Raw genomic sequence first — 20,675 nt, 5'->3', positions numbered from 1 at the left:
ACGTCAGCCAGATCCTGCTCCGCTCCATGGCCCCGGCCGGCGCGCCCGGCACCGGATCCGGCCCGGACGTCGGCACCCGGGCCGACGACGTGGCCGGCACCGGCTCGGCGGCCACGGAGCACGGCGCGCAGAACTGAGGAGCACCCCCTGCCCCCCGGCAGCTCGCGGCGGGACCCGGCAGGGGCGACCGAACGTCCGACGGCGGCGCGCGTCCCCCTCCCGGGGCGCGCGCCGTCGTCGTCCCGGCGCCCGATGGTTGCGCGAGGTAACGACCCGGCGGTGAACCGCCGGCGGTGCAGGAGGACCATCGACGGGTGACCCGCACCGCCCCCGCCCCGCCCGCCGCACCGCCCGCCCCCGACCACCGGCGCGGTCTCGCGCTGATCGGAACGGCGATCGTGCTCACGGGGTTCAACCTGCGCACGGCGGTCAACAGCATCGGCCCGGTGCTCGAGGAGATCGAGCGGGGGCTGGGCATCTCCAGCGGGATGGCCGGGCTGCTCACGACCATGCCCGTGCTCTGCTTCGCCGCCATCGGCTTCGCCGGGCCGCCGCTGGCCGCCCGGTACCGCGACGGGCACGTGCTCGCCGGCGCGCTGCTGGCCATGGCGGCCGGGCTGGTGCTGCGGTCGGTCGCCGGGGCGTTCTGGCTGTTCCTGGTCGGCACGGTGCTGGCGATGGTCGGCGGCGCCCTGGGCAACGTGCTGCTGCCCAGCCTGGTGAAGCGGCACTTCCCGACCCGGACCGGGCTGCTCGTCGGCGCCTACAGCGTGGCGATGGCGGTCGGCGGGGCGATCGCCGCGGTCGCCGCCGCCCCGATCGCCGCCGCCGCGGGCGCCGAGGGCTGGCGATGGGCACTCGGCATCTGGGCGGTGGCCGCCGTGGTGCCGGCCCTGGCGTGGCTCGCGGTGCCGGCCCGGCCGGGTGCGTCACGCGCCGCGCACACCGCGGTGCGGATGCGCTCGCTCGTGCACAGCCCGATGGCGCTCGCCCTGGCCGTCTTCTTCGGGATGCAGTCGATGCAGGCCTACGTGCTGATCGGATGGGGGGCGCAGTACCTGCGCGACTCCGGGCTGAGCGCGGCGACGGCGGGCCTGCTCCTGGGCGTCAACACCGTCGTCGTCATCCCGCTCAACGCGATCGTCCCGGTGCTCACCGTCCGCCCGCGGGCGCAGCGGCCCCTGCTCGTGGCATTCGTGACCTGCTACGTCGCCGGCTGGCTCGGCCTGCTGCAGGCCCCCACCACCGTGCCGTGGCTCTGGATGAGCCTGCTCGCCCTCGGCATGGGGTCGTTCGCGATGGTGCTGACCCTCATCGGGCTGCGCGCCCGCACGCCGGAGACCACCGCGGCGCTGTCCACGGTCACCCAGGGCTGGGGCTACCTGCTGGCCGGCGCGGGGCCGCTGCTGGTCGGCGTGCTGCGCGGGAGCACGGGCGGCTACACCGGCATGTTCGTCGTCGTCCTGGCCGGCGTCGCGGCGCTGCTGGGCAGCGGGTGGCTGGTCACCCGGCAGCGCTACGTGGACGACGAGGTGCCCGGCTGGGCCTGCGACGCCCACCACGGCGACTGCATCGAGGTGGCCGGCACCGAGCCGCCGGTCACCGTGCACGTCAGGGAGCCGGACGCCGGGTCTCCGCGCGCGTGAAGTTGCGGAACGACCGCGACGGCGTGGGGCCGCGCTGGTCCTGGTAGCGCGAGCCGTAGACCGCGGACCCGTACGGGTGCTCCGCCGGGCCGGTCAGCCGGAACAGGCAGAGCTGGCCGATCTTCATGCCCGGCCACAGGGTGATCGGCAGGTTGGCGACGTTGGACAGCTCCAGGGTGATGTGCCCGGAGAAGCCCGGGTCGACGAACCCCGCGGTGCTGTGGGTCAACAGGCCCAGCCGGCCCAGGGATGAGTTGTGCGTCGGCACGTAGGCGTCCCCGATGAGGAAGATCCCGCTGGGCGCGGAGACCTGGATGCACCGGACCGGCACGGTGGGCACCGGGCGAACGGCGCGGACGCTGCGATGCTGGTGGGCACGGTCGTCGGTCCTCAGCCGAGCAAGCTTGCGCGCCAACCGGAACACCGGGATGCGCGGTGAGAGCTTCACCTGGAAGGCCGGGCCGCAGTCGATTCCCTCCAGGAGAGCCCGCTTCTTGCGACGGGTGGGCCGCAGTCCGAGGCTGGCCGCCAGCTCGAACACCGCCTGTGCAAGGCACTCACGGGTGTTCACGAATTCGCAGCGACCCTGATCGTCGACGTATCCGTCGGAGTCCATCAGGCCCTGCAGAAGGGCCAACCGCTGCGCAGGAGCGGCCGTCAGATAGGCCGCCGGCACGTGCTTGTCGCCGAGCAGTCCGAGCGCCCGCAGGTGACTGCTCAACGAGCTGTTGCCACCGAACCGGCCTCCCGCGCCGCGCCGGTGCCCATGGTCCACGCCTCGGGTGTCGCCGAGGCGGTAGGCGTGAGGGGCTGTCGCCCGCCAGACGCGATAGCCGGCTGCCTCGAACGACGAGAGAACCTCCTCGTCCCCGTGGCCGACGGTGATCTCACCCTTCGTGCTCGTGTCGTCGCCGAGCCAGTAGCCCAGGACATAAGGGTCGATCGGCAGATCCGTCACCGGGTACTGCGCGGGAGCGGCGAGCCGGATGTGGTGGTTGAGTTCCTCTCCGTACCGCAAGGTGGCCATGATCTCGTCGGTCGTCCGCGCAGCCGAACGCTGCGGCCGGCCGGGACGGCGCTCCGTCTTGGTCGTCGTCACCCACAGGTGCGACGCGTCTGCCGTGAACAGCGATCCGTCGCTGAGCTCCACCTCTCGGCAGGGCCGGCCCAGCATGACCTCGGTGGCGGCGACGACGCGGCAGGGGACCCCGTTCTCGTCGAAGACCTCGTCCCCCACGGCCAGCTCGCCCATCGTCGACCACCCCGAGGGGGTGGGGACGGGCGTGTCGAGCGCCAACGCCTTGCCCTCCAGCCGCGCGGCGAGGTCGTCGGGGACGGAGACGACCTCCAGCGTGGAGCCCAGCACGAACTCGCCGGGGTGCAGCACGAACGGCTCGTCGCCGTCGGGCTCGACCAGCGTGGTCAGGTCGTCCTGCTGCTGAGCCGGGTCGATGTGGGTGTACCGGGCGTTGTTGAACACCCGGAAGAAGCGGTCCAGCCGGACGTCGATGCTCGAGGGCTGGATCAGCGCCTCGTCGTACGGCTCGATGCCGAGACGCCCCTCGGCGATGGCAGCCGTGATGTCGCGGTCGGACAGCAGCATGCGGCGGAGTCTAGGGACCGGCTCCGCACGGCCGTCCGACACGGCACGGGACGGAGGTCCCGCCCGGACCAGGGACCTCCGTCCCGTGTCCCCCGCCACGCGCGGTCCCGGCTTCACCCGGGGACGCGACTGCCGATGCACCAGGGACGTCATCGTCCGGATCCTGGAGGACCGTTGCTCGACACCCACGCCCGTCCCCGCCCCCGCGGGACGGCCCGCGGCACCCGGCCCACCGGGGAGGAACGCACCTTCCGCCCCGACGAGCTGATCGTCTCCAAGACCGACCCGCGCGGGGTCATCACCTACGCCAACGACGTCTTCCTGCGGGTCAGCGGCTACGGGCTCGACGAGGTGGTCGGCCGGCCGCACAACCTCATCCGGCACCCCGAGATGCCGCGCGCGGTGTTCGCGCTGCTGTGGTCGACCCTCGCCGAGGGCCGCGAGCTGTTCGCCTACATCAACAACCTCGCCTCCGACGGCGCGCACTACTGGGTGCTGGCGCACGTGACGCCGTCCTACGGCCCCGACGGCCGCGTCGTCGGCTACCACTCCAACCGCCGGCGGCCGGCTCCCGGTGCCATCCGGCGGGTCACCCCGCTCTACCAGCAGCTGCTCGCCGAGGAGCGGCGCCACCCGAACGCCAAGGCCGCCGTCGCGGCGTCGTCCCGGCTGCTGGACGAGCTCGTCACCGCGCAGGCGGGCTCCTACGAGGAGTTCGTCTGGTCGGTCATCAGCCAGGAGGAGCGCTGACCATGGGCATCCGTGCACGTGCCGAGAACCGGCGCGGCGACGCCGAGGAGCTCGCGGTCTACCGGGAGTTCGTCCGGCAGCTCACCGCCACCTGCCAGGCCGCCGCGCGCGGCGACCTCGAGGCCCGCAGCCGGCCGACGCCCGGGTCGCCGGACGTCCCGGAGCTGCAGGCCCTGCAGGACAGCGTCAACAACGTGCTCGACGTCTCCGACGCCTTCGTCCGCGAGGCCTCGGCCGCCCTGACCGCCGCCGCCCAGGGGCGGTTCCACCGCTCGGTGCTGCCCGGCGGCCTGGCCGGGGCCTACCGCAAGGGCGTGACCGAGATCAACGCCGCCCGGGACGCCATGCGGGAGACCGCCGGGCGCGTGACCGAGGCCCAGGCCGCCCGGCTGCGGCTCGCCGACGAGTTCGAGGCGGTCGTCCTCGCGATGTCGGAGCAGGTGGCCACCGCCTCGACCGAGATGAGCGCCTCGGCGGCCGGCCTGACCGGGGCCGCCTCCGCCGCCAGCGCCGAGACCGGCACCGCCCAGGGGACGATGAGCTCGCTGACCCGCTCCTCGGCCGAGATCAGGGACGTCGTCGCGCTCATCGACGCCATCGCCGCGCAGACCCGGCTCCTGGCGCTCAACGCCACGATCGAGGCGGCCCGCGCCGGTGAGGCCGGCAAGGGCTTCGCCGTCGTCGCCTCCGAGGTCAAGGACCTCGCCGACCAGACCGCCCGGGCCACGGAGCAGGTGACCGCCCAGGTCGAGCAGATCCGGCAGGCCTGCGAGGAGGTCGCCTCCGTCATGGACGTCGTGGGGACGACGGTCACCGAGATGAACGGCCTGGTCGACGGGATCGCCGCGGCCGTCGACGGCTCGGCGTCCCTGGGCACGGCGGACGGCGACACCACCGGCCTGTCCCAGATGGCCGAGCGGCTGCGCTCGGAGGCGATCGGCTTCCTCGCCGAGATGCGGCGCTGACCGCGGGGTACCGTTCCTCTCCGGTCGTCCGGCCGCGGGCCGGGCGAGCGACGCGCGGCCCGCGGCCGCGCCGACGGGTCCGACTGCGAACGGAGGTGTGCCGGCGCGTGAGCGTGGCGGACCACCTCCCGGCCCCCGGGGACGCGGAGCTCTTCCGCGACGGCGGTGAGAACGGGCGGCTGATGGCCGCGTTCGACTGGTCCACCACGCCGGTGGGCCCCACCTCGGGGTGGCCGGCCAGCCTGCGGCACGCCGTCCGCACGGTCTTGGCCTCGCGGTTCCCGATGATCCTCGCCTGGGGCCCCGGGTACACGCAGTTCTACAACGACGCCTACGCCACCCTGATCGGCGCGAAGCACCCCGGCGCGATCGGCGACGACCTGCGGGTCACCCTCGCCGAGGGCTGGGCAGCGCTGCAGGAGCCGGTCGAGCGGGCCATGGCCGCCCGCGAGGCGTCCTGGATCCCCCAGCTGCTGCTCCTCCTCGAGCGGGCCGGCTACCGCGAGGAGACCTACTTCACCGTCTCCCACGCCCCCGCGTACGGCGACGACGGCGAGGTCGCCGGCATGCACGCGGTCTGCACCGAGGTCACCCGACAGGTGCTCGCCGAGCGCCGGCAGGCGCTGCTGCACGACGTCGCGACGTCGGTCGGCGGGCTCGGGGACGAGCCGGCCACGGTGACCGGCATGTGTGCCGCGCTGGCCGGTGACCCGCGGGACGTGCCCTTCGCCGCCGTCTACCTGCAGGCCCCCGGCGAGGGGCGGCTGCGGCGGGCCGCCACCGTCGGGTGCGCCGCCGACCTGCTGCCCGCGCAGGTCACCGGCACCGACGCGCTGCTCCCGGACGGGCCGGGACCGCTGGGCGTGACCGGGGGCCCGTGGGGCGACCCGGTCCGCGACGCCGTCGTCCTGCCGCTGGTCGCGGGCGCCGGTGAGCCGGTCGGTGCGCTGCTCGTCGGGGTGAACCCCAACCGCGCGCTGGACGACGAGTACCGGACCTTCCACGAGCTGCTGGCCGGCCAGTTCGCCGGCGCGGTCGTCAACGCCCGCGCCTACACCGAGCAGCGGGCCCGCGCCGAGGCGCTCGCCGAGCTCGACCGCGCCAAGACGGCGTTCTTCGCCGACGCCAGCCACGAGCTGCGCACCCCCCTGGCCCTGCTGCTGGGGCCGCTCGCCGACGCGCTCGACGAGTCCGGGACGCAGCTGCCGGCCGGCGTCCGGGCGGAGCTGACCCTCGCCCAGCGCAACGGCCGGCGGCTGCAGCGGCTGGTCGACGACCTGCTGGAGTTCGCCGGCATCGAGGCCGGCCGGGCGTCGGCCGTCCGCGTGGAGACCGACGTCGCGGCGTACACCGCGGAGCTGGCCGGGGTGCTCCGGGCCGCCGCGGAGCGGGCCGGGCTGCGGCTCACCGTCGACTGCCCGCCGCTGGGCCGGCCGGCGCACGTCGACCCGCGGATGTGGGAGAAGGTCGTCCTCAACCTGGTCGCCAACGCGGTCAAGTACACGTTCGTCGGCGGCATCGACGTCTCCCTGCGCCCCGACGGCGACCGTTTCGCGCTGCGCGTGGCCGACACCGGCGTCGGCATCCCCGCCGAGGAGCTGCCGCACCTGTTCGAGCGGTTCCACCGGGGCAGCGGCTCCGCGGCCCGCAGTCGGGAGGGGACCGGCCTCGGGCTGGCCCTGGTCCGCGAACTGGTCGACCTGCACGGCGGCGAGGTCACGGTGCGCAGCGAGCCCGGCGTCGGCAGCACCTTCACCGTCACCGTGCCGTTCGGCTCGCCGGACGCCGAGCCCGGCACCTCCCCCGCACCCTCGGGAGCCGCGGGTGGCGCGGCGGCGGTGGCCCCGTGGGACGACGACCTCGCGTGGGCCGTCCCGCAGGCACTCGACCCCTCCGCCGGGAGCGTGCTGGTCGTCGACGACAACGCCGACATGCGGGCCTACCTGACCCGGCTGCTCGCGCCGCACTGGACGGTGCGGACGGCGGCCGACGGGCGCGCGGCACTGGCGAGCGTGGCGGCCGCGCGGCCCGACGTCGTCGTGACCGACGTGATGATGCCGGGCCTCGACGGGTTCGGCCTGCTCCGCGCGCTGCGCGCCGACCCGGCGACCCGCGCGGTCCCGGTCGTCATGCTCACCGCGCGCGCCGGCCAGGAGGCCGCCGTCGAGGGCTTCGACGCCGGCGTGGACGACTACCTGGCCAAGCCGTTCCAGTCGGCGGAGCTGGTGGGCCGGGTGCGAGCGGTCCTGGCCCGGGCCGCCCGGCAGGCCGGCGACGGGGTCGCGGGCCGCCCCGCGCCGACCCCGGCGGTCCCGTCCCCGCCGCGGCCGCGGCCGCCGCTGCGCTCGGTCCCGCCGTCCGCGGTCCCGCCGGCGGCGCGGGGGTCCGGGCGCACGGTGCGCGAGCACTGGCGGCTCCCGGCGACGACGTCGTCCATCCCGGCGCTGCGCCGCCGCCTGCGGAGGGTGTTCGCCGAGTCCGGCTTGGACGAGGACCTCGCCTACGACCTGGTGCTGGCCGCCTGCGAGGCGGCCACCAACGCCGTCGAGCACGCCCAGGAGCCCACCGAACCGTTCATCGACGTCGCGGCGGAGGTGGCCGACGGGCGGGTGGAGATCGCCGTGCGCGACTACGGGCGGTGGCGCGAGCGGGTGCCGAGCATGGACCGCGGCCGCGGCTCGATGCTCATGAGCGCGGTCGGCGAGATCATCGCCACCCCCAGCGCCGCCGGGACGACGGTGGTCATCCGCACCGCCTGACCCTCACGGGGGACCCTGCTCCCCTCCCCCGCCCGACTCCGGTTAGACTCGGTCCGCACCTCGCGGGTGTAGTTCAATGGCAGAACATCAGCTTCCCAAGCTGACAGTGCGAGTTCGATTCTCGTCACCCGCTCTCCCGACCGGCCTCGCCGGTCCTCCCCCGCGACGCGCCGGTGACCGGCGCCGCGGCACCCTCCCGTAGCCTCCGGGCATCGTGCTCCCCGACACCCTCGTCCGCAGGCTGCGGGCCGCCGGCTGCGTCTTCGCCGAGGAGGAGGCCGATCTGCTGCTCGCCGCGGCCGGGGACCCGGCACAGCTGGAGGGCCTGGTCGCCCGCCGGGTGGCCGGCGAGCCGCTGGAGCTGGTCCTCGGCATGGCGGAGTTCTGCGGGCACCGCGTCGTCGTCGAGCCCGGCGTCTTCGTCCCCCGCCGCCGCACCGGGCTGCTCGTCGACCTCGCCGTGCGGCTGTTGCGCGGCGTCCGGCAGCCGGTCGTCGTGGACCTGTGCTGCGGTTCGGGGGCGGTGGGCCTCGCGGTCGCGGCGGCCCTGCAGGAGGTCGAGGTGCACGCCACCGACGTCGACCCGGTCGCGGTCCGCTGCGCGCGCCGCAACCTGGCACCGCTGGGCGGCCGCGTGCACGAGGGCGACCTCTACGCCGCGTTGCCGGGGGCCCTGCAGGGCCGCGTCGACGTGCTCACCGCCAACGCGCCCTACGTCCCGACCGCGGCGATCCCGCTGATGCCCCCGGAGGCGCGCGACCACGAGCCGCGGACCGCACTGGACGGCGGCCCGGACGGCGTCGACCTGCACCGCAGGGTGGCGGCGGGTGCGCGGCGGTGGCTGCGGCCCGGAGGCGCCCTCCTCGTGGAGACCAGCCGCGACCAGGCACCGCTCACCGCGGCCGCCGTCACCGCCGCGGGGCTGCGGGTCGGGCTGGAGCGGGACGACGACCGGGACGCCACCGTGGTCGTCGGGACGGCACCGGGGGACCGTCCACTGTGATCCACTGCACTTCCGTGTCCCTCCGATCACGCTCCGTAGTGACACGCTCACCAGTAATACGGAACGACTTGGTGACGCGACGACCTGCGACGTCGTCGGGCCCTTGGTCCCTGCCACCCCTCTCTCGCCTCGTTCACGATCGGTCCATGACCCGAGCACGCCGGTCCGACGGCGGGCCGGAGGAGCACGCCTCCACCGGCCCGCGCGCCGAGGACCCTCGCCTCGCCGCGGTGCCCGACCACGGCGACGGCCGGCGCGTGGAGCCCCTCCGGCTCACCCCGCTGCTGCCCCGGCGCCAGAACCCCTGGCTGGTCGTCGACGTCGACGGCACGCCCGCCGGGTACGGCGCCCTCGTGTGGGCGCTGCGCGAGGCCGCCCGCCGGGAGGCGACGGTCGTGGCCGTGTGCGTGCTCGACGAGGACGACGTCGACCCGCTGCGCCGGTCCTCGCGGCGCGACCGGACGGTGGTCGAGGAACGGCTGGAGGCGCAGGTGCTGCGCGCCATCGCGGAGACCGGCGTGGTCGGTCGCGCCCGGACGACGGTGCTGGAGCGCCCGGTCTTCGAGGCCCTCACCGGTGCCGCGCGCGGCGCCGACCTCGTCGTCGTGGGCGCGCACGGCAAGACCCTGCTGCGGCCCGCGGTCCCCCGGCCGCACCTGCGCCGCGTGGCCCGCGGCGCCTGACGGGAGGCCGGCATTCCCGCGCACGCACCGATCCACCCGTCGGCTCGGGCCCTGACCCCGCCCACCGCCGAGGCCTCCGAGACACGCTCCACCGCCGTCCCGGGCCTGTCCGCCGGCGTCCGCGCGGCGGCCCGCAGTGATCGCATCGAGTCGACGCTGCACGGCATCGTCCGCGCGGCGATGGAACGCACCGGCGCCACGTACGGCGCTTTCGGCGTCCTCGCCCCCGACGGGACCGACATCGAGACCTTCGTCGTCGACGGCATGGACGACGCCGACCGCGAGCGCATCGGGCAGCTCCCCAGCGGTCAGGGTGTCCTCGGCCTGCTCGTCGCCGAGCCCGGCCCGGTGCGGCTGGACGACCTCACCACCCACCCGGAGTCCGTTGGCTTCCCGCCGGGGCACCCGCCCATGCAGGCCTTCCTCGGCGTGCGGGTGCCGGTGGGCGGCACGGCGTTCGGCCACCTCTTCCTGGCCCGCGAACGCGGCGGGGGCACGTTCACCGCCGTCCACGAGGAGGCCGTGCAGGCCCTGGCCGCGGCGGCCGGCCTCGCGATCGAGAACGCGCGGCGGGTGGAGTGGGCCGAGCGCCGGCGGGGGTGGGCCCAGGCGGGCAGCGAGATCGCCACGGCGCTGCTCTCCGGCGCCGATCCCGGCAGCGTGCTGCGCTCGATCGCCCAGCGGGTGGCCGACCTGGGCTCGGCCGACGCCGCCGGCGTCCTGGTGCCGAGCCAGGAGGACGACGACGTGCTGACCGTCGTGGTCTCCGTGGGACTCCCCGGCGACGACGTCGAGGGGGTGCGCATCCCGCTGCAGGACAGCCAGCTGGGCGCCGCGCACCGCTCGGGCATCCCGCGGCTGGTCGTCGACGCGAGCGCCACCGCGTCCGGCGGCCAGCGGGCGCCGGTGCTCGGTGAGCTGGCCGTGCACTACGGGCCGACACTGATCATCCCGCTGGGCGGCCGCCCGGCGCTGGGCACGGTCGTGGCGATGCGGCTGCGCGGCCGGGAGCCGTTCGACCCGTCCACGCTGGACCTCGCCTCGGCCTTCGCCGGGCAGGCCACCGTCGCCCTCGAGCTCGCCCGCAGCCAGCAGCGCGAGCGGCGCCTGCAGGTGGAGGCCGACCGCGACCGGATCGCCCGGGACCTGCACGACCACGTCGTCCAGCGGATCTTCGCCACCGGCCTCGCGCTGGACCGGATCAGCCGGCAGCTGGAGGGCGCCCACCCGGAGGCCGCGGCCCGCATCGCCGAGCGGGTCGACGAGCTCGACGGCACCATCGCCCGCATCCGGTCGGCGATCTTCGAGCTGCACGAGTCCGACGACACCTCCCCGGACGCCACCCGCACCCGCATCGTCGACGTCGTCCGGTCGATCACCGGCGGTCAGGGCGTGCGGCCGGACGTGCGGGTGCGGGGCGACGTCGAGGACCTGCCGAAGGCGCTGGTCCCCGACGTGGTCGCCGTCGTGCGGGAGCTGGTGACCAACGTGGTCAAGCACGCGCGGGCCACCCGGGTGACCGTGACGGTGACCGTCGACGGGGAGATCCGGGTCGAGGTCACCGACGACGGGATCGGGCTGCCCTCGATCACCGTGCGCAGCGGGCTGACCAACCTGGCCGACCGGGCCGAGCGGCACGGCGGCCGGATGACCAGCTCCTCGGGGCCCCGCGGAACGGAGATCCGCTGGGTGGTGCCGCTGCCCCCGCCGTCCTGACCCCGTGGCGGGAGGCCGGCGTCCGTCGGCGAGCCGGCGTCAGGAGCCCGGCCCGGAGCGGTCGCGCAGCTCGGTGGCGAGGATGGCCGCCTGCGTGCGGCGTTCCAGGCCCAGCTTGGCCAGCAGGTGGCTGGTGTAGTTCTTCACGGTCTTCTCGGCCAGCCCCATCCGGGCCCCGATCTGCCGGTTGGTGAGGCCCTCGCCGATCAGCCGCAGCACGGTGCGCTCCTGCTCGGTGAGGACGGCGAGCCGGCGGTCGCGCTCGGGCGGCCGGCTGCGGGTCACGGCCGCGGAGACGGAGGCGTCCTGACCGAACAGCGTCCCCCCGCCGGCCACCGTCCGGACGGCGGAGACCAGCGCCGAGCCGCGCACCTGCTTGAGCAGGTACCCCGCGGCGCCGGCGGCCACCGCGGCGGCCACCGCGTCCTCGTCGGAGTAGCTGGTGAGGACCAGGCTGCGGGTCTCCGGCGCCCGCTCGCGCAGCCGGCGGCAGACCTCTGCGCCGTCCCCGTCGGGCAGCCGCATGTCGACGACGGCGACGTCGGGCCGCACCGCGGGCACCCGCGCCAGGGCCTCGGCGACCGAGCCGGCCTCCCCGACGACGCTGATCCCGGGATCCTCCTCGAGCAGCTCCGCCACGCCCCGCCGCACGACCTCGTGGTCGTCGACCAGGAAGACCCGGATGCCCGGCTGCACCGTCTCCACCTGGCCGCCTCTCGCCCGCAGCGTGACCCGAGTCACACAGCGTAGGGGGTCACGGGACCGACGTCACGCCGCAACCGGGGTCACACCGGGAGCAGCAGCGCCGCGTACAGGGTCAGGCCCGGCCCGAAGGCCATCGCCACGACCGGGCCGTCGACGTCGGCGAGCTCCTCGAGCACGAGCAGGACCGTCGCCGAGGAGCAGTTGCCGTGCTCGGCGAGGACCGCGCGGGAGGCGGCCAGCTGCTCCTCCGCGAGGCCCAGCTCGTCGCGGACGACGTCGAGGATGCGCGGGCCGCCGGGGTGCACCGCCCAGCCCGCGACGTCCGCAGCGGTCAGGCCGGCACCGGTCAGCAGCTCGTCGACGACGTCGCCCACGTGCCGGGAGAGCACGTCGGGCACCCGCGGCGAGAGACCCATGCGGAAGCCGAGGTCGGTGACGTCCCACGTCATGTGGTCGGCCGTCGACGGGTCGGTGCGGGCCACGATCCCGGCCAGCCGGCGCCCGCGGGCCGCCCCCGGCTCCAGCACGACGGCCGCCGCGGCGTCGGAGAACAGCGCGTGCGCGATCACCTGCTCGAGGTCGGCCTGGGCCGGCTGCACGTGGAGGCTGGTCAGCTCGCAGCAGAGCAGGACCGCCGGGCGGGACCGCGCGGCCACGAAGTCGCCGACCGCGGCCAGCCCCGGGATGGCCGCATAGCAGCCCATGTGCCCGACCAGCAGCCGCTGCAGCCCCGGGGGCATGCCCAGGTCGCTGGCCAGCCGGATGTCGAGGCCCGGGGTGGCGTACCCGGTGCACGTGGCGACGGCGAACAGGCCGACGTCCCCCGGCGGGAGCCCGGCGGCGTCCAGCGCGCCGGCGACCGCCTGCTTGCCCAGCGGCAGCGCCTCCTGCACGTAGCGCTGCATCCGCGCGCCGGTGCCCCAGGAGCTGAGGTCCTCGTCCACCGGGTTGGCCACCGCGTGCCGGCGCCGCACGCCCGAGGCGCTGAAGATCCGCCGCGCGGCCCGCACGCCGGCGTAGTGGTCGGCGAAGAAGCCGTCCCAGACGTCGTCCTGCTTGATCGTCGTCGGCAGGGCGGCGCCCGCGCCGGTCACGACGGCGCTGCTCACGGAGCCGCTTCCGGGGCGCGCGGGCTCGGCGTCATGGCCCGACCGTACGTGCGACCTGCGCCTCTCGCCGCCTCATCGCTTGCGCCCGTACCCGGCGAAGAGGACGGCGGTGGTCGGCAGCGACCTCATCCGGACGCCGTCCCGCCGGCGCAGCCGCCAGGCCACGGTGTCCCGCAGCGACGGGCGCAGCCCGACCAGGCGCAGCTCCAGGCCCAGCCGGTCGGCGGCCGCGAGCAGCCGGCGCCGGTCGACGAACAGCCGCGGGTCGTGGATCCCCGGCGGCGGACCCCCGGGCACGCGCTCAGCCAGCCGGACGGCGACCAGCTCGGCCAGCCGGGTGTCGGCGATCGCGTCGATGACCAGCGTCCCGCCGGGACGGAGCAGCCGGGCGCACTCGGCGAGCACCGCGACGTCGTCCTCGACGTGCTCGAGGATCTCCCCGGCCACGACGACGTCCGCGCAGCCGTCGACCAGGGGGACGGCGAGCACCGACGCGCGCACCGCCAGTACGCCGTGCTCCCGCGCGACGGCGAGCCCGGCCAGCCCCAGGTCGACGCCGACGTGCCGGTACCCCAGCCGGGCGGCGTGCGGGGCCATCAGCCCGCCGCCGCAGGCCAGGTCGACCAGGACCGCGCCGGGGGAGGCCGCGGACGGGATGTGCTCGGCGCGGGAGGCGGCCAGCCAGTGCAGCATTGCGAAGCCGCCGGTGGCCTCCCACCACTGGTCGGCGAGCTGGTCGTACTGGGCGGGGTCGTTCCGGCGCAGAGCGGGCACGCGCTAGCCCTTCTTCAGCGGGTCGTGCCCCCAGTTCATCAGCGAGTACCGCCACCTGGAGGTCTCGACGTCCTCCTTCTCCGGCTCCTGGGCCAGGTGCCGCTGCACGTAGCCGTGCACCTTGCGCACGTGCGCGAGGTCGTCGTCGGTGAGGTCGTCCTCCTTCGTCCGCAGCAGCTCGACGACCCGCCGTCCCGAGGCGTGGCCGGTGGACTCCGACCCGCCGTCCTTCTGCCCGACCGACCGCGACTCCTCGGTGTCCAGCCACTCCGCCAGCTCCGTGGCGGTCAGGTTCACCGCCTCACCGAACTCGCGCCGGACGGTGTCCCGGTCCTCGCTCATGCGTCGCCTCCGCGTGTCGGGTCGTGCTCGGCGCGGTACCGCAGCGGCGTGGGGCGGAAACGGACCGACGTGGAGCAGGCCGCCCTCGTGCGCGGCCAGACGCCGGAGGAGGTGCTCGACCGCAACCTCGCCGAGCTGCTGCAGGAGATGCGGGTGGCGATCACCGGCGTGCAGATCCTCTTCGCCTTCCTGCTGACCCTCGCCTTCACCAGCCGGTTCGAGGAGCAGGGCGCGTTCGCCACGGCCGTCTACACGGTCACGCTGCTCAGCACGGCCACCGCGACGCTGGTACTGATCGCCCCCGTGTCGTTCCACCGCACGCTGTTCCGGCAGCGGCGCAAGGCGGAGCTGGTCGCCTTCGCCGACCTCGCCCTGCTGATCGGCCTCGGCCTGCTGTTCCTGGGGATCGCCAGCGCGGTCCTGCTGGTGCTCGACGTCGTCCTCGGCCGCTGGCCGGCCGTCGTCGGCTGCGCGTTCGTCGTGCTGGTGGGCGTGGTGGCCTGGTACGTCCTCCCGCTGAGGCTGCGCGTGCGCCGGTCGTCCGGGGAGTGAGCGCCGTCTGGTGGAGGTGACCGCGTGTCCGTGACCGTCGTCGGCAGCCTCAACGAGGACGTGCTGGTGCGGGTGCACCGGCTGCCCGGGCGGGGCGAGACCGTCGTCGGGCGGGGCACCGTGCTGGCGCCGGGCGGCAAGGGCGCCAACCAGGCCGCGGCCGCGGCGCAACTGTCCGCCGACGCCGGTGTGGCCATGGTCGGCCGGGTCGGGGCCGACCCCCCCGGGGACCGGCAGCTGGCCGCGCTGGCCGGGGCCGGGGTGGACGTCGGGCACGTGCTCCGCACCGCGGAGGCGCCGACCGGGAGTGCCACCATCCCGGTCGAGGAGGGCAGCGGGGAGAACCTCATCGTCGTCGTCCCCGGGGCCAACGCCGAGCTCCGGCCGGACGACGTCGACGTCGAGGCGGTCCGCCGGGCGGGGGTGGTGCTGCTGCAGCTGGAGGTCCCGCTGGACGCGGTGACCGCCGCGGCGGCGGTCACCGGCGGCACCGTCGTCCTCACCCCCGCGCCGCCGCAGCCGCTGCCATCGGAGCTGCTGTCCCGGGTCGACGTCCTCGTGCCCAACGAGCACGAGCTGCTCCAGCTGGCCGGCGCCGGACCGGGCGACCGGTCGCCGGCCGAGCTGGCCGAGCTGGCCCGGGGCCTGGGGACGGCGACCGTCGTGGTGACCCTCGGCGCGCGCGGTGCGCTGCTCGTGACCGGCGACGGCCCCGCCCTGCTCCAGCCGCCCCCGCCGGTCCGCGCCGTCGACACCACGGGGGCAGGCGACTGCTTCTGCGGCGCCCTCGCCGTCGCCCTCGCCCGCGGTGCGGATCCGGCTGAGGCCGTCGCCGACGCGGTGACGGCCGCGGCCCTGTCGACGACCGCCCGCGGCGCCCGGGCCGCCCTGCCCGGCCCCGCCGAGGTGACCGTGCTGCGCACCCGGCTGCCGGCGCCCGTCGAGGTGGGCTGACGGTTTCCTGCCCGGCCACCGGGGCACAGGCTCGGAGCAGACCGACGGAGGAGGACCCAGCGATGACCGATCCCGCGCAGACCGACCCGGACCGCCCGCCCCGCACCGCCGAGCGCGCCGAGGGTGACCCCGAGGGCGAGGAGCCCACGAGCGGACGCACGCCCCACCCCGACGAGCCCGCCGAGGGCGCCGACACCTCGCCGGACGCCGGCTGAGCCCGCGCTGGCGGACCGGCACGGGGCTGCGGGAGGCTCCGGGGCCGTGCTGTTCGACGCCACGCTGACCGCCGACCTCGACGCCGTCCCCGACCTGGCGCGGGAGCTCGAACGGCGCGGTGTCGCCGGCGTCTGGACGTCGGAGACCGACCACGACCCGTTCCTGCCGCTGCTCGTCGCCGGCCGCGCGACCACGCGGCTGCAGGTCGGGACGGCGATCGCGGTCGCCTTCGCGCGCTCGCCGATGACGGTCGCAGGGACGGCGCACGACCTGCAGCGATACACCCGCGGCCGGTTCGTCCTCGGGCTGGGCACGCAGGTGCGCGCGCACGTGGAGCGCCGCTTCTCCATGCCGTGGAGCGCGCCGGTGCCGCGGATGCGGGAGTACGTGGCCGCGCTGCGCGCCATCTGGTCGGCCTGGCAGGAGGGCACCCGCCTGCACTTCCGCGGCGACAGCTACCGGCACACGCTCATGACGCCGGTGTTCAGCCCGGAACCGCACGCGTGGGGGGCGCCGCCGGTGTACCTGGCCGCGGTCGGCCCCGGGATGACCCGGCTGGCCGGCGAGGTGGCCGACGGGCTGTTCGCGCACGCCTTCACCACGGCTCGGTACCTGCGGGAGCGGACCCTCCCCGCGCTGGAGGAGGGGCTGGCCGCGACCGACCGGTCCCGGGACCAGGTGACCGTCTGCCTCCCCGGGTTCGTCGTCACCGGCAGCACCGAGCAGGAGCAGGCCGCGGCGGCCGACACCGTCCGGGCCCGCATCGCCTTCTACGGCAGCACCCCCGCCTACCGGCCGGTCCTGGAGCTGCACGGCTGGGGCGCCCTGGCCGACGAGCTGCACGCGCTGTCGGTGGGGCGCCGCGAGGACCGGTGGACGGCGATGCGCGACCTGGTCGACGACGAGGTGCTGGGGACGTTCGCCGTCGTGGCCGACCCCGCCGACGTCGGACGCGAGGTCCGGGCGCGGTTCGCAGGGCTGGTCGACCGGTTCAGCGTGACCGTGCAGCCCGCTCGGCCGGCCGTGTGGGAGGCGCTCGGTGCGGCCGCCGGCTAGGGCGTCGTGCACGCGGAGTGACGGAGATCTCAGCGTTTCGACTACAACTCACCGTATCGGGGCTGTTTTCGAGCCACCCGGACAGGGGACTCTGGGTGGCATGGAGGACACGCAGCGCGACATGCGAGTAGCCGACGAGACCCCGACCGAGCGCCAGGCGGACGAGTCGCAGGCCCAGCAGGCCTCGACCGTCCCCGTGGCCCGACTGTTGGCCAACCCCCGTCGGGTGCGCCGGGCCTGAGACCCGTCCGGGGATCGGTGGTCACTCGACGGTCAGGCATCGTCACATCAGTCCCATCGATCCCCCGGGTCCCGGCCAGCCCGAACGCCTCTCGTCACTCACTGCAACCACCCGTGCACAGCCCGCGGCGTGCCGCGAACTGATCCGTCACGCGCTCGGGCAGCATCCCGGGCGTGACCGCAGCCGCCATCCCCCTCGCCGCCGACGACGCCGCGGCTCCCGTCCGCCGGAGCCGGGCCGAGCGGCAGGCCATCGTCCTGGACACCGCCGAGCGGCTGTTCGCCGGCCGCAGCTCCCGCAGCGTCGGGATGGACGAGCTGGTCCGCGAGACGGGCCTGGGCAAGATGACGGTCTACCGGCTCTTCAAGAGCAAGGACGACCTCGTCGGCGCCTACCTGGCCCGCAAGGCCGCCACCGTCCTCGCCTTCATCGACGCCGAGCTCGTCCGGCTCGACGGCGACCCCCGCGCCGCGCTGCTCTCCGTCGTGGACGCCGTCGAGCGGGACGTCACCCGCACCGGCTTCCGCGGGTGCCCCTTCACCAACGTCAGCAGCGAGTACGACGACCCGCAGCACCCGGCCCGCAGTGCCGCCGCCGACTACAAGTTCGAGCTGCACTCGCGTCTGGAGCGCCTGGCCGACCAGCTCGTGCCCGGCGCCGGCGACGACCTCGCCGCCCAGGTGCACCTGATCATCGACGGCATGTACCTCTCCGGCGGGCTGCTCGGACCCGACGGGCCGGCCGCCCACGGCCGCCGTCTCGCCGAGCGGCTCATCGACGCCGCCGTCGCCGGCCGCTGAGCACATCGCGGTCGACCCCGCGGTGATCACGGGGTCGGTGCGGGTCCGCCCGGCGTGTCCCGCCGTGTCGCCTGCGACGACCCCGTGATCAACGGGAGGGGGCGGGGGTGCGCGCCGGTGGTCGTGCGGCGCGACCGGCGTCCCCACCGCAGGATGGACCGGTGAGCACCGACCGCAGCCGGCCCGACCTCGACGACACGACCGTGGAGGGCCTCGGCAAGCTCTCCGAGGCCCTGGAGACCATCGAGCAGGCCCGCGGCCAGCTCTACGGCTTCCACCAGCACTCGGGGAAGGGGGACCTGCTCCTGCAGGACGCCGTCGAGCTGTTCCGCAAGGCGGGGCACACCGAGCTGGCCGACGACCTCGACCGCGACCTCGTCGGCCGCAACGTCATCGCCGACCGGTGGACCTTCCAGATCGTCGAGGACTACGACGCCACCTACTGGTCGGTCTTCCGCGCCTTCGACGAGCGGGCGCGCACCGAGCTGGCCGGCGGCGACCGACACGTCTACGAGGCCCGGATGAAGCAGCGGGAGCGCACCCAGGGTCACCCGCACCACGAGGCCGGCCCCGCGCTCGACGACTGACGAGGCGCCTCGGCGGAGAAGGTGCGGGGATCGGTGTCACGGGCAGCTCCCGGGGTCGCGGGCCGGCGGTGCGCAGCAGTCCGGGGACGCCGTCGACCTGCGGGCAACCGGGCGTCCGGCTGGCGGGAGCCCGGTCGCGGCCGGTGCAGCGCCGTCGCAGACTCGGGGCGTGACCATGCCGAAGCCCGACGACGAGCGCGACGCCCGCCCCCTCGGCAGCGAGGTGGCCCCGCCGGCCGACCCGGAGTCACAGGGCGGCGACGAGGGATCCGCCGACGGCGTCGCCGGCCCGAGCTACCCGCCCGCGGACACCGAGCCCGACGCGCACCGATGACCGTGCGATCGCCGTCCCTGACGAGCAGACTCTGACCGTGACCTCGCCTGGACCCGACCCGCTGAGCAGCCCGGCCGCCACCGGCCCGTCGACTCCGGGGAGCTCCTCCGGACCGGCGACCGGCCCGGCTCCGACGGGTCCCACACCGGCTCCGGCTCCCACCGGCCGGACGACGTCACCGGGCCGATCGGCGGGCCGGGCGATCAGCCGCACCCTCGCCCTGGCGCTGCTGGTCTTCGTGACCGTGGTCCTGGTGCTCTTCGTCGTCTTCAACACCCAGACCGTCGACGTCAGCCTGGTCTTCGGGAACGTCGACGCCCCACTCGTCCTCGCCCTGCTCGTCGCCGCCGCCCTCGGCGGGCTCCTGGTCTGGCTGGCCGGACTGGTGGTGCGCGCCCGGCGCCGCAACCGCTGACGACCGGCGTCAGGAACCCATCGGCGACATCTCACCGGCCATGTCGCCGCCGGGCACGGTGAGAGCCGGTACCGCGTCCGGAGCGGCCAGCACGAGCACGCCGAGGCCGAGGAGCAGGGCCGTCGTCCCGTAGGTCGCCACCCGGCGCCACGGCAGGGTCTTCTCGACCGCGATCAGGCCGGCGACCACCGCCATCCAGACGACGCTCATCACCCCGAGTGCGAACAGCGACGCCATCAGCGCCCAGCAGCAGCCGACGCACCAGGCGCCGTGCTGGGCCCCCATGCGCAGCGCGCCCCAGCGGCCCTCCCGCCAGGAGCCCAGCAGGAAGCCGAGCGGACTGCGGCACTTCCCGAGGCAGACGTCCTTGAGCGGGGTCAGCTCGTAGACCGCGGCGACGACGAGGGTGGTGCCCGCGACCCACCGCCCCGCGCGGTCCCACGCGAGGACGTCGCCCGCCACCCGTCCCACGACCCCCGCCAGGGCGAACGCCACCAGACCGGCGGCGGTCCACGTGACCAGGTAGCCCGCCACGAACAGCAGGGGCGAGAGCGGCGACCGCTGCCGGGTCATGCGCGAGTACAGCGCCACCGTCGGTGCGACCGACGGGAACATCATCGCGGCCATCATCACGACCCAGACGCCGACGAACCACCCCAGCGTCCCCAGGTCGGTCCAGGGCCCCTCGTCCATGCCCCGCATCTGCCGGGCCGTCCACCACCAGCCGACGCCGGCGACCGCGAACAGCGCAGCGACCAGTCCGAGTCGGACGCGGACGGCGGCGAAGGCCGGCGTGAGGCCTTCGCCCGGAACGCGTTCCGGCGTCCGGACGCTCATCGGGTCAGGCGGACCAGGAGAACTCGGCGGTGGAGACGCCCGTCCTGCCCTCGTACCGGATGCCGAAGGCGTCGATCCGCGAGCGCCGCGCCTCGGCCATCGTCAGGTTCGACGCGACCGGGTGGAACGCGCCGTCGAACCGGACGGGCCGGCCGTCCTCCTTGCCGAACGGCACGATGTCCTCGATCTCGAAGTCGATGGTGTCCCCGACGCGCACACTGTGCAGCAGCCCGTCGTGGCGCAACTCGATCGCCGCCCGTTCCACGCCGACGACCTCGCCGACGAGCGGAGCGAGCGCCGACATGGGACCGCCGAGTTGGCCCCCGAAGACCTTGACCAGCTTGTCGAACTGCTCGTCGTCGGCCTGGTCGTCGACGTACAGGCCGATCCGCCAGTTGCCGTCGGTCATCACCTTCGGGGTGTCGATGATCGTGACGACGCGACGACCCCGGACGTCGGTGCCGTCGACCTCGCCGTCGCGGATGTCGAACGCGAGCGTCGCCCGGCAGAAGTCGTAGGTGGCGCCGTGGTCGAACGTGAGGTTGCACGGGCACATCAGCTCGCACGAGCAGGTCTCGGCGTAACTGCCCCTGAGGCTCCATGCCATGGCAGGCCCCCTCCACGAGGC

The 20,675-nt window shown here is 75.3% G+C and carries 23 protein-coding genes and 1 tRNA gene; 17 read left to right on the top strand and 7 right to left on the bottom strand.

The window, feature by feature from the left end; genetic code table 11:
* Positions 1 to 314: 314 nt before the first annotated feature.
* Positions 315 to 1,646, top strand: coding sequence for an MFS transporter (locus tag ACI782_RS13990; RefSeq protein WP_456910142.1), 1,332 nt, complete (start codon positions 315 to 317; stop codon positions 1,644 to 1,646).
* Here the strand turns inward: ACI782_RS13990 and dcd are convergent.
* Positions 1,612 to 3,249: a dCTP deaminase gene (gene dcd / locus ACI782_RS13985; protein WP_456910140.1), complete on the bottom strand. Its 1,638-nt coding sequence runs from the start codon at positions 3,247 to 3,249 to the stop codon at positions 1,612 to 1,614. The two genes, ACI782_RS13990 and dcd, sit on opposite strands and share 35 nt — an antisense overlap.
* A gap of 174 nt (positions 3,250 to 3,423) precedes the next feature.
* Here dcd and ACI782_RS13980 point away from each other — a divergent pair, with 174 nt between their 5' ends.
* The 7 genes from ACI782_RS13980 (at position 3,424) to ACI782_RS13950 (ending at position 11,125) form a co-directional block, all read left to right on the top strand.
* Complete coding sequence (locus ACI782_RS13980; protein ID WP_456910138.1) at positions 3,424 to 3,999, top strand: PAS domain-containing protein; 576 nt, start codon at positions 3,424 to 3,426, stop codon at positions 3,997 to 3,999.
* A gap of 2 nt (positions 4,000 to 4,001) precedes the next feature.
* On the top strand, positions 4,002 to 4,964 hold the full coding sequence (locus ACI782_RS13975) for a methyl-accepting chemotaxis protein (protein WP_456910136.1): 963 nt from the start codon (positions 4,002 to 4,004) through the stop codon (positions 4,962 to 4,964).
* Positions 4,965 to 5,071: 107 nt separating this feature from the next.
* Positions 5,072 to 7,723, top strand: a complete 2,652-nt coding sequence (locus tag ACI782_RS13970; protein ID WP_456910134.1) for an ATP-binding protein — start codon at positions 5,072 to 5,074, stop codon at positions 7,721 to 7,723.
* A gap of 62 nt (positions 7,724 to 7,785) precedes the next feature.
* Positions 7,786 to 7,856 (top strand) — tRNA-Gly (locus tag ACI782_RS13965).
* An 81-nt stretch (positions 7,857 to 7,937) separates the two neighbouring features.
* Positions 7,938 to 8,726, top strand: a complete 789-nt coding sequence (locus tag ACI782_RS13960) for a putative protein N(5)-glutamine methyltransferase (RefSeq protein WP_456910132.1) — start codon at positions 7,938 to 7,940, stop codon at positions 8,724 to 8,726.
* Between the two features lie 146 nt (positions 8,727 to 8,872).
* Positions 8,873 to 9,409, top strand: coding sequence for a universal stress protein (locus ACI782_RS13955; RefSeq protein WP_456910130.1), 537 nt, complete (start codon positions 8,873 to 8,875; stop codon positions 9,407 to 9,409).
* A 12-nt stretch (positions 9,410 to 9,421) separates the two neighbouring features.
* Complete coding sequence (locus tag ACI782_RS13950; protein ID WP_456910144.1) at positions 9,422 to 11,125, top strand: GAF domain-containing protein; 1,704 nt, start codon at positions 9,422 to 9,424, stop codon at positions 11,123 to 11,125.
* Positions 11,126 to 11,164: 39 nt separating this feature from the next.
* Here ACI782_RS13950 and ACI782_RS13945 read toward each other — a convergent pair whose 3' ends face one another.
* The 4 genes from ACI782_RS13945 to ACI782_RS13930 form a co-directional block, all read right to left on the bottom strand.
* Positions 11,165 to 11,830 (bottom strand): response regulator, encoded by a 666-nt coding sequence (locus tag ACI782_RS13945; protein WP_456910128.1) that lies wholly within the window; start codon positions 11,828 to 11,830, stop codon positions 11,165 to 11,167.
* Between the two features lie 80 nt (positions 11,831 to 11,910).
* The gene (locus ACI782_RS13940; RefSeq protein ID WP_456910126.1) at positions 11,911 to 12,939 is read right to left on the bottom strand and encodes a type III polyketide synthase; all 1,029 of its coding nucleotides are present in this window, start codon (positions 12,937 to 12,939) and stop codon (positions 11,911 to 11,913) included.
* 72 nt (positions 12,940 to 13,011) lie between these two features.
* Positions 13,012 to 13,713: a methyltransferase domain-containing protein gene (locus ACI782_RS13935; protein WP_456910124.1), complete on the bottom strand. Its 702-nt coding sequence runs from the start codon at positions 13,711 to 13,713 to the stop codon at positions 13,012 to 13,014.
* 3 nt (positions 13,714 to 13,716) lie between these two features.
* Entirely contained in the window at positions 13,717 to 14,055 is a 339-nt protein-coding gene (locus ACI782_RS13930) for a DUF3140 domain-containing protein (protein WP_456910122.1), read from the bottom strand.
* Between the two features lie 48 nt (positions 14,056 to 14,103).
* Between ACI782_RS13930 and ACI782_RS13925 the strand changes: the two genes are divergently transcribed.
* The 9 genes from ACI782_RS13925 (at position 14,104) to ACI782_RS13885 (ending at position 19,210) form a co-directional block, all read left to right on the top strand.
* Positions 14,104 to 14,607 carry a DUF6328 family protein gene (locus ACI782_RS13925; RefSeq protein ID WP_456910120.1) on the top strand — a complete coding sequence of 168 codons (504 nt, stop codon included), beginning with the start codon at positions 14,104 to 14,106 and terminating at the stop codon, positions 14,605 to 14,607.
* 24 nt (positions 14,608 to 14,631) lie between these two features.
* Entirely contained in the window at positions 14,632 to 15,561 is a 930-nt protein-coding gene (locus ACI782_RS13920; protein ID WP_456910118.1) for a ribokinase, read from the top strand.
* A 62-nt stretch (positions 15,562 to 15,623) separates the two neighbouring features.
* Positions 15,624 to 15,776, top strand: a complete 153-nt coding sequence (locus ACI782_RS13915) for a hypothetical protein (RefSeq protein WP_456910116.1) — start codon at positions 15,624 to 15,626, stop codon at positions 15,774 to 15,776.
* Between the two features lie 46 nt (positions 15,777 to 15,822).
* Positions 15,823 to 16,833: a TIGR03617 family F420-dependent LLM class oxidoreductase gene (locus tag ACI782_RS13910; RefSeq protein WP_456910114.1), complete on the top strand. Its 1,011-nt coding sequence runs from the start codon at positions 15,823 to 15,825 to the stop codon at positions 16,831 to 16,833.
* 100 nt (positions 16,834 to 16,933) lie between these two features.
* A complete protein-coding gene (locus tag ACI782_RS13905; protein WP_456910112.1) occupies positions 16,934 to 17,074 on the top strand; it encodes a hypothetical protein in 141 nt (46 codons plus the stop codon).
* Between the two features lie 173 nt (positions 17,075 to 17,247).
* Entirely contained in the window at positions 17,248 to 17,874 is a 627-nt protein-coding gene (locus ACI782_RS13900; RefSeq protein ID WP_456910110.1) for a TetR/AcrR family transcriptional regulator, read from the top strand.
* A gap of 161 nt (positions 17,875 to 18,035) precedes the next feature.
* A complete protein-coding gene (locus ACI782_RS13895) occupies positions 18,036 to 18,461 on the top strand; it encodes a hypothetical protein (RefSeq protein WP_456910108.1) in 426 nt (141 codons plus the stop codon).
* A gap of 169 nt (positions 18,462 to 18,630) precedes the next feature.
* Positions 18,631 to 18,795, top strand: coding sequence for a hypothetical protein (locus tag ACI782_RS13890; RefSeq protein ID WP_456910146.1), 165 nt, complete (start codon positions 18,631 to 18,633; stop codon positions 18,793 to 18,795).
* 37 nt (positions 18,796 to 18,832) lie between these two features.
* Positions 18,833 to 19,210, top strand: coding sequence for a lipopolysaccharide assembly protein LapA domain-containing protein (locus tag ACI782_RS13885; protein WP_456910106.1), 378 nt, complete (start codon positions 18,833 to 18,835; stop codon positions 19,208 to 19,210).
* Between the two features lie 9 nt (positions 19,211 to 19,219).
* Here the strand turns inward: ACI782_RS13885 and ACI782_RS13880 are convergent, their stop codons facing one another.
* Both ACI782_RS13880 and ACI782_RS13875 read right to left on the bottom strand, forming a co-directional pair.
* Complete coding sequence (locus ACI782_RS13880; RefSeq protein ID WP_456910104.1) at positions 19,220 to 20,047, bottom strand: DUF2182 domain-containing protein; 828 nt, start codon at positions 20,045 to 20,047, stop codon at positions 19,220 to 19,222.
* Positions 20,048 to 20,051: 4 nt separating this feature from the next.
* Positions 20,052 to 20,654 (bottom strand): DUF1326 domain-containing protein, encoded by a 603-nt coding sequence (locus ACI782_RS13875; protein ID WP_456910102.1) that lies wholly within the window; start codon positions 20,652 to 20,654, stop codon positions 20,052 to 20,054.
* Positions 20,655 to 20,675: the final 21 nt, after the last annotated feature.

This window comes from Geodermatophilus sp. SYSU D00703 (genome assembly GCF_054050155.1).
This window is presented reverse-complemented; position numbering and strand designations above follow the sequence as displayed.